Genomic DNA, 13,930 nt, shown 5'->3' on the forward strand with positions numbered 1-13,930 from the left:
ATGACTTCATACGACGGAGCACAGGGCCAGGAGCATCCCGCGGACGACGGGGCGAGCGAGGAGGATCTCGCGGCCGCCCGGCGCCGGGCCGCGGGGCTCGGCGCCGACCGGACCCTGCACCGCTGGTCCGGGCTCCTCCCGGTCACCGCGCGGCTATCGGCACTCGCGGACGCGGCCCCGGAGGTCGTGGGCGCGGACGAGCCCGTCGACATCTACGGCTCCGCCGTCGTCGGCCGTCTGGAGGACGAGGTCGCGCGGCTGCTCGGCAAGGAGGCGGCCGCCTTCTTCCCGACCGGCACGATGGCCCAGCAGGTCGCCCTGCGCTGCTGGGCGGGCCGTACCGGCAACGCGACCGTCGCCCTGCACCCCAAGGCCCACCCCGAGGTCCACGAAGGGGGCGCCCTGTACGCGGTGAGCGGGCTGCGCACGGTGCATCCGACGCGCGAGCCCCGGCTGCCCACGGCCGAGGAGGTGGCGGACTTCGGAGAGCCTTTCGGGACGCTGATGCTCGAACTCCCGCTCCGGGACGCCGGTTTCGTCTTGCCGTCCTGGGAGGAGCTCGAAGAGGTCGTGGCGGCGGCCCGCGAACGCGACGCCGTCGTGCACTTCGACGGCGCGCGCCTGTGGGAGTGCACACCGCACTTCGGCCGCTCCCTCGCGGAGATCGCCGGTCTCGCGGACACCGTGTACGTGTCGTTCTACAAGTCCCTTGAGGGCCTGAGCGGGGCGGCGCTCGCGGGCCCGCGCACCCTGGTCGACGAGGCGAGGACGTGGCGGCACCGTTACGGCGGCCTGCTCTTCCAGCAGTATCCGGCCGCCGTCGCGGCCCTGCTCGGCCTGAAGAACACGCTTCCGCGCCTGCCGGATTACGTCGCCCACGCGCGCGTGGTGGCCGACGCGCTGCGCGAGGGGTTCGCGGCCGCCGGGGTGCCCTGGTCGCGCGTGCACCCCGAGCGGCCGCACACCCATCAGTTCCAGGTCTGGCTGCCGTACGACGCCGGGGCCCTGACCGAGGCGGCGCTCGGGCAGGCGGAGGAGACCAAGACCCAGCTGTTCGGCCGCTGGTTCGCCGACGGGCCGCCCGGCCTCTCGGTCACGGAGGTCACCGTGACCGGGGCGGGCCTGGAGTGGACGCCCGAGGACGTCAGTGATGCGGTCGCGGAGTTCGTGCGCCGGATCCCCGGATGAACCGGGCCACAGCCGCCCGGACCCGGCCGCGGGCGGGGCGTTCCCCGATGACGGCACGGAACCGGCCGTAGTCGCGCACCTCGTGGATGACCTGCCAGTCCTGCGTACCGGGGGCGGGCGGGGTGCGCTCCTCGTGCTGGGCGGCGCGGTAGCCGTCGAGGAGGTACTGCTGCGTGATGCTCATGGCGGGTCACCTTTCAAGACAATTGTTACTTATCGGGCACCCCCGGGTCGACGGGAAACCGAGTCGGCGCAGGGGTGGGTCGAGGAGAGCCGGTTCGGGTTCCGGCCCTGTCACCTCAGACTGCTCCCGCCGTCAGGCCCCCGTCGCGCCGATTGACACCGGGCGTCAATCGGCGGCCGGGATGTCAGTGGCGCGGTGCACGATGGGGCCATGAGCGTGCACATCGAGATCGCGGGCCTGCCGCAGGAGCGGATCTTCTTCGACCCCTCGCCCCTGGCGGAGCTGGGCGTCGCCCTGCACGCGCTGTCCGAGCCCGGACACCACCCGGGGATGCACGGCTGGGCCACCGCCACCACCGCCTGCCTGAAGCCGGACCTCGCCGACCGCCTGTGCGAGGCCGACTTCCTGTGGCGGAACACGTTCTCGGACGTCTTCATGCCGTTCGCGGGCCTCGTCGACGGCGACGGCCGGCCGGGGGCGACCCTCGCCGAGGAGCTCGACATCCTCGACCGCCTGGACGACGAGCGGTTCGTCATGGCGGCCCTGGAGTTCACCTGCGGCACGACGTACAACGAAGGCGGTCCTTCGCCGCTCACCGACCCCGTCCGCGGCGCCCGCGCCCTGGAGCTCGCCGCCACCCGCGGCACCCGGCAACTGGACTTCGCCGAACGCCTGCTGACCGACCCGCACACCGTCCGGGCCTGGCTGCGCCGCCTCCTGGAGGACTGCGACGAGGCGTTCTTCGCCGACACCTGGCGCCGGGTGCGCGTCCAACTGGCCGCCGACGCCCGGCACAAGATCGAGATACTGCGCCGCAAGGGCCTCGCCGAGGTCCTCTCCTCGGTGTCGGCGGCGCTCACGGTGGACCCGGAAGGCCGCCGCATCACCGCGGACAAGCTGGTGCCGGGGACCACGACCGCCCTGGACCACACCCTGGGCGCGGGGCTCACGTTCGTGCCGTCGCACTTCGCCTGGCCGCACCTGATGGTCCTGCACGCCCCGGGCTGGCGCCCGGTCATCCACTACCCCGTGTCGGCCCCGGACCTGGCCAGGCCCACCTCCGTGGAGACCCTGGAGCGGCGGCTCACCGCCCTCGCGCACCCCGTGCGGCTGCGGCTGTGCCGCGACATGGCCCGCGCGCCCTTCAGCACCGGCGAGCTGGCCCACGCGACCGGGCTCACGGCGCCGGAGGTCTCCCGGCACCTCACGCTCCTGAAGAAGGCGGGCCTGGTCACCACCACCCGGCGCGGTCGCTACGTGATGCACCAGCTGGACGTCACCGTGGTGGCCCGCCTCGGCAGCGACTTCCTGGAGGGCATCCTGCGCTGACCCCCGCCGGACCGGGCAGCCCTCAGGCCGGCCCACCGCCCGCCCGCACCAGACCCGTCTCGTACGCGAGAACCACCACCTGCACCCGGTCCCGCAGGCCGAGCTTGGTGAGGATGCGGCCCACGTGCGTCTTCACCGTCGCCTCCGACAGGACGAGGCGCGCCGCGATCTCCCCGTTCGAGAGGCCCTGGGCGACGAGCACCATGACCTCGCGCTCGCGGTCGGTCAGCCGCTCCAGCTCCTTGTGCTGCGGCTGTCCCCCCGCGTTCGGCAGCATCGGCGCGAAGCGGTCGAGCAGGCGCCGCGTCGTGGACGGCGCGACCACCGCGTCGCCGCTGTGCACGGAGCGGATCGCGGCGAGCAGCTCCCCCGGGGGCACGTCCTTCAGCATGAAGCCGGACGCGCCCGCCTTCAGCCCCGAGAAGGCGTACTCGTCGAGGTCGAAGGTCGTCAGGATGAGGACCTTCGGCGGGTTCTCGTCCTGGCAGATGCGCCGGGTCGTCTCCACGCCGTCCAGTTTCGGCATGCGCACGTCCATGAGCACCACGTCGACCGCGGTCGTCCGCAGCGCCTGAAGCGCCTCGACCCCGTCGCCCGCCTCGGCGACGACCTCCATGTCCGGCTGTGCGGCGAGCACCATCCGGAACCCCGTGCGCAGCAGCGCCTGGTCGTCGACGAGCATGACGCGGATCGACATCAAAGGCCCTTTCGTGAGTGTGTTCATGAGCGTACGGGTGTGGTCACGGGCGAAGGGACGCGGTCACGAGCCTAGGGCGTGGACATTTCGGTGACAGGTGTCAATTTGCGGGCTTCAGCGGCAGAAGGGCGCTGATGCGGAAGCCGCCGCCCGGCCGCGGCCCCGCGTCGAGGGTGCCGCCGACCATGCCGACACGCTCGCGCATGCCGATCAGTCCGTGCCCGCTGCCGTCGGCGCCGCCGTCCTCGTACAGCTCGTGGGGCGCGCCCTTGCCGTCGTCCTCGACGAGCAGCCCAAGGCCGTCGTCGAAGTAGACGAGGCGCACGCTCGCGCCGGTGTTCTCGCCGCCGTGCTTGCGGGTGTTGGTGAGCGCCTCCTGCACGATGCGGTACGCCGTGAGTTCGACGCCGCTGGGCAGCGGGCGCGGGGTGCCCTCGACCTTGAAGTCGACGGGCAGTCCTGCCGTGCGCACCTGCTCGATGAGCTCGTCGAGCTGCTCGACGTCGGGCTGCGGGACGTACTCCCCGCTCTCCTGGTGCTCGCCGGTGCGCAGCACGCCGAGCAGCCTGCGCATCTCGGCGAGCGCCTGGCGCCCGGTGCCCGAAATGGTCTCCAGTGCCTGCTTGGCCTGCTCGGGGGCCGCGTCGAGGACGTACGCGGCGCCGTCGGCCTGGACGACCATCACCGAGACGTTGTGCGCCACCACGTCGTGCAGCTCACGCGCGATGCGGGCCCGTTCGGCCGCCACCGCGACCTTGGACTGCGCGGCCCGCTCCTTCTCCAGGCGGTCGGCGCGCTCCTCCAGCTGCGCGAAGTACGCGCGCCGGGTGCGGATGGAGTCGCCGAGCACCCAGGCGAGGGCGAAGGGCACCATCTGGAAGATCGCGAAGAAGATGCTGCCGAAGGTGCTTATGTTCTCCTCGGGCCAGCGCAGCGAGGAAAGCGGAGCCGCGCACAGCCCCCCTATGAGGGCGAACCGCGAGGCCCACTTCGTGCCGTCGGCCGAAGCCGTATAGATGATCACCAGCATCGCGAAGTCCGCCGGCATCGTCTCCACGTCGAAGATCAGCTGCGCGACGCCGAGGACGGCGGCGAGGACCAGCATCTTCTCGGTGTACTTGCGACGCAGCCCCACCACGACGGACATGCCGAGTACGACGACGGCGGCCGCGACCGTGGGGTCGTGGCCGTCCGCGTCGGCCATGGAGACCATGCCGACGCCGGAGACCCCGAGCAGGACGACGGCCCAGAAGCCGTCGACCCCGGTCGGGTGTCTGCGGAGGAAGTCATAGACGCGTTGCACGTAACCCAGCGTAGGCAGCGCAATGGCCCTCCGGGGTCAACCGGAGGGCCGATCCGTATCCCTCGCGTGTACTCCCCAAGGTGGAGGCCGCTTAGCCTTCTCGCGTGAGAGACGAGGTCCGGAGTCAGGGACAGGACGTGCGGCGCGGCTGGCGGGAGGCCATGGAGAGGGCTCTGTACGGGCCCGGCGGCTTCTATCTGAGCCCCGAAGGACCCGCGGGGCACTTCCGGACGTCGGTGCACGCGTCGCCGCTCTTCGCGGGCGCGGTGGCCCGGCTCCTGTGCCGGGTGGACGAGGCGCTCGACCACCCGGACGAGCTGGCCTTCGTCGATCTCGGGGCGGGACGCGGCGAGTTGACCGCGGGCGTCCTCGCGGCGCTGCCCGCGGACGTGGCGCCACGCGTGCGTGCCTGCGCGGTGGAGCGCGCCGCTCGCCCCGAAGGCCTCGATCCGCGCGTCGAATGGCTCGACCGGGCGCCGGAGGGGGTCACCGGGCTGCTCTTCGCCAACGAGTGGCTGGACAACGTCCCCCTGGACGTCGCCGAGGTCGCACCGGACGGCGTCGTCCGCCACGTCCTCGTACGCGACGACGGCACCGAATCGCCGGGCGGCCCCGTCGAAGGGGCGGACGCCGAATGGCTCGCACGCTGGTGGCCGCTCGCCCCGGAGCCGGGTCTGCGTGCGGAGATCGGCCGCTCCAGGGACGAGGCGTGGGCGGGCGCCGCGGCGACCCTGACGCGCGGCCTCGCGGTCGCCGTCGACTACGCGCACGACCGCGCCGGGCGCCCGCCCTTCGGCACGCTGACCGGCTTTCGCGCGGGCCGCGAGACGGCGCCCCTGCCGGACGGCACGTGCGACATCACCGCCCATGTGGCACTCGACGCGTGTGCGCTGCCCGGAGCCGCCCTGCTGACCCAGCGGGCGGCCCTGCGCGCCCTGGGGGTGAATGGCGGCCGTCCGCCGCTCTCGCTGGCCTCCGGCGATCCGGCGGCGTACGTACGAGCCCTCACGCGCGCGGGGGAAGCGGCCGAGCTGACCGCCGCGGGCGGCCTCGGCGGCTTCGGGTGGCTGGTCCAGCCGGTGGGAATCTCCGCCGGTCCGCTACTTGTCGATGTCCCCGACCACGAAGAACAGTGAGCCCAGGATCGCCACCATGTCGGCGACCAGCTGGCCGGGCAGCAGCTCGGCGAGCGCCTGGATGTTGTTGTACGACGCCGAGCGGAGCTTGAGGCGGTACGGGGTCTTCTCGCCCTTGGAGACCAGGTAGTAGCCGTTGATGCCCAGGGGGTTCTCGGTCCACGCGTACGTGTGGCCCTCGGGGGCCTTGAGCACCTTCGGGAGGCGCTGGTTGACCGGCCCCTGCGGCAGCTCGGCGAGCCGCTCCAGGCAGGCGTCGGCGAGGTCGAGGGCGTTGTGGGTCTGCTCCAGGAGGCATTCGAAACGGGCCAGGCAGTCGCCCTCCTGCCGCGTGACGACCTTCAGGGTGTCCTGGAGCTCCCCGTACGCGAGGTAGGGCTCGTCGCGGCGCAGGTCGAAGTCGACCCCGGAGGCGCGGGCGATGGGACCGCTCACTCCGTAGGCGTGCACCGCCTCAGGGGAGAGCACGCCGACGCCGCGGGTACGCCCCCGGAAGATCTCGTTGCCGAGCACCAGCTTGTCGTACACGTCCATGCGGGAGCGGACCGATGCGACCGCCGCACGCGCGCGTGCCGCCCATCCGGCGGGCAGGTCCTCCTTGAGGCCGCCCACCCGGTTGAACATGTAGTGCATACGGCCGCCGGAGATCTCCTCCATGACGTTCTGGAGCTCCTCGCGCTCCCGGAACGCGTGGAACACCGGGGTGATTCCGCCCAGTTCGAGCGGATACGAACCGAGGAACATCAGATGGTTGAGCACGCGGTTCAGCTCGGCGAGCAGCGTGCGCATCCAGACGGCGCGCTCGGGCACCTCCATGCCGAGCATCCGCTCCACGGCGAGGACGACCCCGAGTTCGTTCGAGAACGCGGAGAGCCAGTCGTGCCGGTTGGCGAGCACCACGATCTGCCGGTAGTCACGCGCCTCGAAGAGCTTCTCCGCGCCGCGGTGCATATAGCCGATGACCGGTTCCGCCTGCTGGATCCGCTCGCCGTCGAGGACGAGGCGCAGCCGCAGCACGCCGTGCGTGGACGGGTGCTGCGGGCCGATGTTGAGCACCATGTCGGTGCTCTCCGCGGCGCCGCCGATGCCGAGCGTGGTCTCCGTCGTGGGGCTCATGCGCGCATTCTCTCGTACGCGCGGCCATACGCGACTGTCAGCTCCGCTACGTACGCTTGGGGCATGGAAACGGGGACCGCAGAGCCGGCACGGCCGGGACAGTCGGGGGCGGAGCCGGTGTGGACCGGGCTGCCGCGGGGGCTGCTGCGCATGCGGCGGCTGCTCCTCGTGGTCTGGCTCGTGCCGCTCGCGGTGGCCGCCGGTGTGCTCCTCGGCCTCTTCGCCGGGCCCGGCTGGGCGGCCTTCGCGGCCGTTCCGCTGGCCTTCGTGGCCTGGGGCTGGCCGATGCTGGGGCGCAACTGGCGCTCCTGGCGGTATGCGGAGCGGGCCGACGACCTGCTGATCAGCAGAGGTGTGCTCTGGCGCGAGGAGACGATCGTCCCGTACGGCCGGATGCAGCTCGTCGAGGTGACTTCGGGGCCCGTGGAGCGGCACTTCGGCCTGGCCAGCGTGCAGCTGCACACGGCGGCCGCCGCCACCGACGCCCGGATTCCCGGCCTCATCCCCGAGGAGGCCGAGCGGCTGCGCGACCGGCTCACCGAGCTGGGCGAGGCCCGCTCGGCGGGGCTGTGAGCGGCGTACGGGAGGTGACGGGGGAAGAACACGCCCCCGGCACCGAGGTCGTACGAGAGCGGCGTCTGCACCCCGTCACGCCCCTGCGCAAGGCATGGGCGCCGGTGGCGGTCGTCGTGGGCTTCGCGGTGCACGACCCGAGCGGCACACAGCGCCGGGTGTCCGAGCTCCCCGTGACCCAGATCCTCGCCGGGATCGCCGTCGTCCTCCTGGGCGGCGCGCTCTACGGCTTCATGAGCTGGTGGTTCACGCACTTCGCGGTCACCGACACCGAGCTGCGCATCCGCACCGGGCTGATCTTCCGGCGCACGGCGCACATCCGGCTCGACCGGCTCCAGGCGGTGGACGTGACGCAGCCGCTCGCGGCCCGCATCGCGGGCGTGGCCAAGCTCAAGCTGGACGTCGTCGGCACGGAGAAGAAGGACGAACTGGCCTATCTGGGCCAGGAGGAGGCCTCGTCCCTGCGGGCCGAACTCCTCGCGCGTGCGGCCGGTTTCGCGCCCGAGACGGCGCGCGAGGTCGGTGAGGCGCCGGTCAACAACCTGGTGCACGTACAGCCGCGGATGCTCGCGATCTCCCTGGTCCTGACCGGCACGACATGGGGCATGCTCGTCGCCGCGCTCGTCGTGCCGCCCTTCCTGTGGTTCGCCACCCACAACCTGTGGACAGTCCTCGCGACCGGACTTCCCATGCTGGGCGGCGCGTTCGCCAGCAGCATCGGGCGGTTCATCGGGGAGTACGACTGGAAGGTGGGCGAGTCCCCCGACGGCCTGCGCATCGACCACGGACTGCTCGACAAGGCGCACGAGACGGTGCCGCCGGGCCGGGTACAGACGGTGCGCGTCGTGGAGCCGTGGCTGTGGCGGCGGCGCGGGTGGGTGCGGGTGGAGCTGGATGTGGCCGGCTCGTCCAACGGCGTCCTGGTCCCGGTCGCGCCGCGTGAGGTCGCGGAGTCCGTGATCGCGCGGATCCTGCCGGGCGTGCGGGTGCCCGCACCGGCCGAGCTGATCCGCCCTCCCGCGCGGGCCGCGTGGTGCCTCCCGGTGTGGTGGAAGGGGTACGGCCTCGCGGTGACGGACACGGTGTTCGCGGCCCGGCACGGCCTGTTGCGGCGCCGCCTGTCCCTGGTGCCGCACGCGAAGGTGCAGAGCGTACGGCTCACGCAGGGGCCCTGGGAGCGGTTCAAGGGGGTGGCGGACGTCGAGGTGGACACGGGGGCGAACAAGACGGTCACCGCGCGGTTGCGGCCTGCGGAGGAGGCGGTTGCACTGCTCCAGTCGCAGGCCGACCGCTCGCGCACGGGCCGCAGGACAGCGCGTCCTGACCGCTGGATGGCGTGACGGGAGAGCCTTTCCCTGGCCCTCCGGAACTACTGGCTGGACTATTCAGCCCGTCCGGCGTTTGAGGACGAACTCGGCGGAGCCGGTGATGACGGCACCCAAGGCCCGGGGGCCCGGCTACGCCCGCAGAGCGGTACGCAGCCCCGCCACATCGATCTGCTCGGTCTCGTCATGCGCCGTCAGGTCGATGACCTGGCCCACGCCCCGCTGCTCGGAGTCGCCGTCGGGCTTCTTGAACTCCGCCTCGGCCTCCGCCTTGTGCACGGCGAGTGCCTCCTCGCCCACCACGTCGGCGAGATCCACGTTCTGGACGGACTCAAGGGCCCCGGCCGTCGCCTCGCCCTTCGTACCGAAGAAGTCGAAACCGCCCTGTACCGCCGGACGCAGCCTCTGTGCGGGCGGCGCGACGGCAACCGCGCGCTCATGCCCGCCGTACCCCTCGGCCGCCCCGGACTTCCCCCGCGCTTCGTCCCCGTCCGCACTCCGGCCGGAAACCGCCCCGGCGCGGGACCCCGCGTCCTCGGGGGAAGGCTTCGGCGTCAGCCGGTCGAGCGCCGAGTTCGCCCGCTCGTACAGCGACGGAGGCGCGATCGCCCCCGGACGGACCACGGGAGCGGGAGCCTCCACCCGGGCGGCCGGAGCCTGCACGGGCACGGAAGCCTGCGTACGCACCGGAGCCGGCGGCAACGCCCTCGCCGGAGTGGACGCCTCTATGGCAAGCAGCCGCCGCCCCTCCAGGGCGCTCGCCCGCTCGGTCTCCGCCGTCGCGTACCGCCGCAGCAGGGCCGCGTGTTCATTGCGCAGAGCGGCGAGCTCGGCCCGCTTGGAACGCAGCTTCGTCTCCAGACGGCCCCGGATCTCGCGGGACTCGTCGAGGTCGGACTCGCACTCGGCTATGCGTTCCTCGTAACGCCACTCATCGCTCTTGCGGGCCCGGCCCAGCTCGGCGACCTGTTTGCCGGCCGCCAGGTCCCAGCGGCGCATGACGACCGAGCCCACGACGGCGGCCGCGGCCGCGGCTGCGGCCAGGCCGCGGAGCACCACAGGTTCCGCGAACAGCCAGGCGCCGCCGGCGCAGACGAGAGAGAGACCTGCGACCGTCGAGGGAGGAAGCAGCCTGTGCAAGGGTGGGGAATGGCGGTGACGTCCACGTGGCATGGCCAGAAACTTACCGCGCGTAGGCGAACTCTGGAGCCCCGCCCGCCAAAAAGACAACGCCACTGTGCCGAATCCCCACCCTTGACGATCCTCTTCGGCCACTCAACTCCACTTTCGGCCGAGCCACTTCGAGGATGCCGCCTCCGGTCGCGCTACTTCTTGATCAATCCCTTCGACTCCAGATACTCCCTGGCGACATCGGCTTCCTTCTGCCGCTCCACATCGACCTTCCGGTCGAGTTCCGCGAGATCTTCCGTCGTCAGTGTCTTGGTCAGCTTCCCGAGCGCGTCGGCTATCTCCTTGCCGCCCGCTTCCTTCGCGTTCACAACCGGAAGGATGTTGTCCGCGTTCTGCAGCTTCTTGTCGTCCTCAAGGGCGACAAGACCGAAGCTGTCGAGCGTCGCGTCGGTGGTCGTGGTCAGCACCACCTGGTCCGTGCCGTTCTTGACGGCCTGCTTGGACTGCGTGGTGCCGACGCCCTTGGGGTCGATTCCCGTGACGTCGATGCCGTACGTCTTCTTCAGTCCCGGAGCGCAGAACGGCCGCGACTCGCATTCGTCACTCGCGGCGATCTTGACCTTCTCGCCGGACTTGCCAAGATCCGAAAGGCTCTTGAGCTTGTGCTCCTTCGCGTATTCCTTGCTCACCGCGAACGCGTTCTGGTCGACCGCCTCACCGACGGGAAGCACCTTCAGGCCGCGCGGTTCGGCGAGCTTCTTCAGCGCGGCCACCGTGTCGTCCACATCATTCGACGCGACGGGCTTCGCCTTCGGGCCGTTCTTGCCGAGGTTCAGGAACTCCGCGAGGGTCGCCGCGTATTCGGGAGCGACGTCTATCGCGCCCTTCTTCAGCTCGGGTTCATAGACTTCGCGGTTCTGGACGGTCTTGACCTCCGCGTCGTACCCGGCTTCCTCCAGAACTCCCACATAGAGCTCGGCGAGCACCTTCTGCTCGGTGAAACGGGCCGAGCCGACCACGATCTTGCCCTTGTCGCCCGCCTTGCCGGCGCTGTCGCCCTTGCCGTCCTTCTCCAGGCTGTCACCGCCGCATGCGGTGAGCCCCGCGGTCAGCGCCACGACGGCCGCCGCCGCCCCTGCGATCCGTCGCGCGCGACGCGTTGTGCTGTTCATCGGTGAACCACCATTTCGAAAGCCCTTGAAAACCCTGAAAACTGCCGCGAACTGCCTGCCGGTAACCGCCGCCCGGCGATCACTGCGCGATCTCCGAGCGACCCCGCATGGGATTGAAGACCTTGCCCACCACGACGAGCACCACCTCCACGAAGAGCGCGAGCAGGGCCACGAGCAGGGCCCCTGCCACCACCTGAGGCGTGTTCTGCAGGTTGAACCCGGCCGTGATGATCCGGCCGAGGCCCCCCTCGCCCGCCATGGCGGCAAGCGTCGCCGTGGCGACGACCTGCACGCCCGCGGAACGGACTCCCGTCATGATCAGCGGGTAAGCGAGCGGCAGCTCGACCCGGGCGAACAGCTGGCGGCCACTCATCCCCATACCCCGTGCGGCCTCGACCACCGCACGGTCGACCTCGCGCATCCCGATGTACGCGTTGGTCAGCAGCGGCGGGACCGCGAAGAGCACGAGCGCGATCAGCGTCGGCACGTCCCCGTGCTCGCCGAGCGGCGTGAGCGTGAGCAGGACGAGCACCGCGAGCGTCGGCACCGCACGGCCGATGTTCGAGATGTTCACCGCGAGGGCGCCGCCCTTGCCGATGTGGCCGAGGTACAGGGCGATCGGCAGCGCGATCAGACAGGCGACGGCGAGGCAGACCCCGCTGAAGTAGAGATGCTCGGCGAGCCGGTGCCACACCCCCTTCTCGCCCTGCCAGTTGGCGCCCGTGGTCAGCCAGTCGTACGCGCCGGTTATCGCGTTCATGCAGGTTCAGCCACCTTGGCCGGGCGCTCCGGGCGAGCGGGACGGTTCGTACGTATGCGACGGACCCGGGTCCAGGGCGTCAGCCACCGCTGGAGCGCGAGCAGGAGCAGGTCGGCGACGACGGCGAGGAGCACACAGAGCGCGGAGGCGGTGAGCACCTGCGCCTTGAAGGTCGTGTCGAGGCCGTCGAGGATCAGCGACCCGAGGCCTCCGTAGTCGACGATCGCGCCGACGGTCGTCAGGGCCACCGTCGAGACCGTGGTGATGCGGACGCCGGCGAGCAGCGCGGGCAGCGCGAGCGGCAGTTCGACCTCCCACAGCAGCCGCAGCGGGCCGTACCCCATCCCCCTGGCGGCGTCCCGCGCCTCCTCCGGCACGGCCCTGAGCCCCGCCAGGATGTTCCGCACGAGGATCGTCAGGGAGTACAGCACGAGGCCCGTGACGACCAGCGAGGCCGAGAGCCCGAAGAAGGGCAGCAGGAGCGAGAACATGGCCAGCGAGGGCACGGTGTAGAGCACGGTCGTCACGCCGAGGATCGGGCCCGCGAGGAAACGCCAGCGCCGCGCGAGCAGCGCGAGCGGCAGCGAGACGGCGACGCCGATGGCGACCGATGCCGCGGTGATGCCCACGTGCTGCACGGTGGCGTCGATCAACTCCTGGCTGCGGGAGCTGACGTACTCCCCGCATATCCAGTCGTTCGTCACCAGACAGTTCTGCCCGCTCATCCGCCCCACTCCCCCCGCATCCCGTTTTCCGAGGCCGTCTGGCGACCCTAACGCGGGGCACCGACAATCGCCGAGACTCGTCGTACAGGCGCAACATGGGCTTTACACAACGCCCGCAACAATGGGGAATCATGATCCGGTTCGAGCACGTCACCAAGCGGTACGAGGACGGCACCACCGCCGTCGACGACCTGTCCTTCGAGGTCGCCGAGGGCGAACTGGTCACGCTCGTCGGCCCGTCGGGCTGCGGGAAGACGACGACGATGAAGATGGTGAACCGTCTCATCGAGCCGACGGAGGGCCGGATATTCGTCGAAGGCGAGGACATATCGACCACCGATCCGGTCCAACTCCGGCGCCGTATCGGCTATGTCATCCAGCAAGTCGGGCTCTTCCCGCACAAAACGGTCCTGGAGAACACGGCGACCGTCCCGCACCTCCTCGGCGTGAAGCGCGGCAAGGCCCGCGAGCGCGCCGCCGAACTGCTCGACCTGGTGGGCCTCGACCCCGCCACCTTCGGCGACCGCTACCCCGAGCAGCTCTCCGGCGGCCAGCGTCAGCGCGTCGGCGTGGCCCGTGCGCTCGCGGCCGATCCGCCCGTGCTCCTGATGGACGAGCCGTTCGGCGCCGTCGACCCCGTGGTGCGCGAGCGCCTGCAGAACGAATTCCTCCGCCTCCAGCAGGCCGTCCGCAAGACCGTGCTCTTCGTGACGCACGACATCGAGGAGGCGGTCCGCCTCGGTGATCGCATGGCCGTCTACGGAGAGGGCCGCATCGAGCAGTTCGACACCCCGTCGACGATTTTGGGCGCGCCGGCCAACGACTACGTGGCGGACTTCGTCGGCGCGGACCGCGGCCTCAAGCGTCTCTCCGTGACGCCCATCGAGGAGGGCGACCTGGAGCAGCCGCCCGTCCTGCACCTGGACGACCCGCTGCCCGCGAAGCTCGACGCCCGCTGGGCCGTGGTCCTGGACGGCGAGAACAACCTGCACGGCTGGATCTCCGCCGAGCACGCGCACCGCGGCCAGGGGGCGGTGCGGGACCACGCACGCCGCATGGAGGCGTGGCTGCCGGTCGGCGCGACCCTGAAGCAGGCGTTCTCGACGATGCTCCAGCACGACGCGGGCTGGATCGCGGTCATCGACAAGGACAGCGAGGGCCGCTTCCTCGGCATCCTCACGCCGGCCCGGCTGCACGAGGCGCTGCGCAGGTCGACGGCGGCGGACGCGCGCGACATCGCGCGCTCGGACGTCGAGTTGGAGACCATCACGGGCATCGGCGGGAGGTAGGG

14 protein-coding genes are annotated in these 13,930 nt (G+C 71.3%); 6 read left to right on the forward strand and 8 right to left on the reverse strand.

Features of this window, described 5'->3' with window-relative positions; translation table 11 throughout:
* A complete protein-coding gene (locus tag ABZ906_RS21715) occupies nt 1–1,188 on the forward strand; it encodes a beta-eliminating lyase-related protein (RefSeq protein WP_361384963.1) in 1,188 nt (395 codons plus the stop codon).
* On the opposite strand, the gene ABZ906_RS21720 is transcribed toward ABZ906_RS21715, so the two are convergent.
* Nucleotides 1,145–1,372, reverse strand: coding sequence for a hypothetical protein (locus tag ABZ906_RS21720; RefSeq protein ID WP_361384966.1), 228 nt, complete (start codon nt 1,370–1,372; stop codon nt 1,145–1,147). The two genes, ABZ906_RS21715 and ABZ906_RS21720, sit on opposite strands and share 44 nt — an antisense overlap.
* Nucleotides 1,373–1,588: 216 nt before the next feature.
* Here ABZ906_RS21720 and ABZ906_RS21725 point away from each other — a divergent pair, with 216 nt between their 5' ends.
* Nucleotides 1,589–2,701 (forward strand): DUF5937 family protein, encoded by a 1,113-nt coding sequence (locus ABZ906_RS21725; RefSeq protein ID WP_361385839.1) that lies wholly within the window; start codon nt 1,589–1,591, stop codon nt 2,699–2,701.
* Nucleotides 2,702–2,723: 22 nt separating this feature from the next.
* Here ABZ906_RS21725 and ABZ906_RS21730 read toward each other — a convergent pair whose 3' ends face one another.
* Nucleotides 2,724–3,398, reverse strand: coding sequence for a response regulator transcription factor (locus ABZ906_RS21730; RefSeq protein ID WP_361385842.1), 675 nt, complete (start codon nt 3,396–3,398; stop codon nt 2,724–2,726).
* Between the two features lie 100 nt (nt 3,399–3,498).
* Nucleotides 3,499–4,701 carry a sensor histidine kinase gene (locus ABZ906_RS21735; RefSeq protein ID WP_361191105.1) on the reverse strand — a complete coding sequence of 401 codons (1,203 nt, stop codon included), beginning with the start codon at nt 4,699–4,701 and terminating at the stop codon, nt 3,499–3,501.
* A gap of 161 nt (nt 4,702–4,862) precedes the next feature.
* Here ABZ906_RS21735 and ABZ906_RS21740 point away from each other — a divergent pair, with 161 nt between their 5' ends.
* Nucleotides 4,863–5,837 carry an SAM-dependent methyltransferase gene (locus tag ABZ906_RS21740; RefSeq protein WP_361385845.1) on the forward strand — a complete coding sequence of 325 codons (975 nt, stop codon included), beginning with the start codon at nt 4,863–4,865 and terminating at the stop codon, nt 5,835–5,837.
* Here ABZ906_RS21740 and ABZ906_RS21745 read toward each other — a convergent pair.
* Nucleotides 5,802–6,953: an NADH-quinone oxidoreductase subunit D gene (locus tag ABZ906_RS21745; protein ID WP_361191104.1), complete on the reverse strand. Its 1,152-nt coding sequence runs from the start codon at nt 6,951–6,953 to the stop codon at nt 5,802–5,804. The two genes, ABZ906_RS21740 and ABZ906_RS21745, sit on opposite strands and share 36 nt — an antisense overlap.
* Before the next feature lie 63 nt (nt 6,954–7,016).
* Between ABZ906_RS21745 and ABZ906_RS21750 the strand changes: the two genes are divergently transcribed.
* Together ABZ906_RS21750 and ABZ906_RS21755 are read left to right on the forward strand one after the other, a co-directional pair.
* On the forward strand, nt 7,017–7,526 hold the full coding sequence (locus ABZ906_RS21750; RefSeq protein WP_361384969.1) for a PH domain-containing protein: 510 nt from the start codon (nt 7,017–7,019) through the stop codon (nt 7,524–7,526).
* A gap of 14 nt (nt 7,527–7,540) precedes the next feature.
* The gene (locus ABZ906_RS21755; RefSeq protein ID WP_361384972.1) at nt 7,541–8,866 is read left to right on the forward strand and encodes a PH domain-containing protein; all 1,326 of its coding nucleotides are present in this window, start codon (nt 7,541–7,543) and stop codon (nt 8,864–8,866) included.
* A 117-nt stretch (nt 8,867–8,983) separates the two neighbouring features.
* Here the strand turns inward: ABZ906_RS21755 and ABZ906_RS21760 are convergent, their stop codons facing one another.
* The 4 genes from ABZ906_RS21760 to ABZ906_RS21775 form a co-directional block, all read right to left on the reverse strand.
* A complete protein-coding gene (locus tag ABZ906_RS21760) occupies nt 8,984–10,024 on the reverse strand; it encodes a hypothetical protein (protein ID WP_361384975.1) in 1,041 nt (346 codons plus the stop codon).
* Between the two features lie 152 nt (nt 10,025–10,176).
* Nucleotides 10,177–11,154, reverse strand: coding sequence for an ABC transporter substrate-binding protein (locus ABZ906_RS21765; protein WP_361384978.1), 978 nt, complete (start codon nt 11,152–11,154; stop codon nt 10,177–10,179).
* 79 nt (nt 11,155–11,233) lie between these two features.
* Nucleotides 11,234–11,914 carry an ABC transporter permease gene (locus tag ABZ906_RS21770; RefSeq protein WP_361191092.1) on the reverse strand — a complete coding sequence of 227 codons (681 nt, stop codon included), beginning with the start codon at nt 11,912–11,914 and terminating at the stop codon, nt 11,234–11,236.
* Nucleotides 11,911–12,639 (reverse strand): ABC transporter permease, encoded by a 729-nt coding sequence (locus ABZ906_RS21775; RefSeq protein WP_361191089.1) that lies wholly within the window; start codon nt 12,637–12,639, stop codon nt 11,911–11,913. Before ABZ906_RS21775 ends, ABZ906_RS21770 begins: the two co-directional genes overlap by 4 nt.
* 131 nt (nt 12,640–12,770) lie before the next feature.
* On the opposite strand from ABZ906_RS21775, the gene ABZ906_RS21780 reads away from it, so the two are divergent.
* The gene (locus tag ABZ906_RS21780) at nt 12,771–13,928 is read left to right on the forward strand and encodes a betaine/proline/choline family ABC transporter ATP-binding protein (protein WP_361384981.1); all 1,158 of its coding nucleotides are present in this window, start codon (nt 12,771–12,773) and stop codon (nt 13,926–13,928) included.
* Nucleotides 13,929–13,930 lie beyond the last annotated feature (2 nt).

It is taken from the genome of Streptomyces sp. NPDC046925, from assembly GCF_040644915.1.
Taxonomy (GTDB): Bacteria; Actinomycetota; Actinomycetes; order Streptomycetales; family Streptomycetaceae; genus Streptomyces.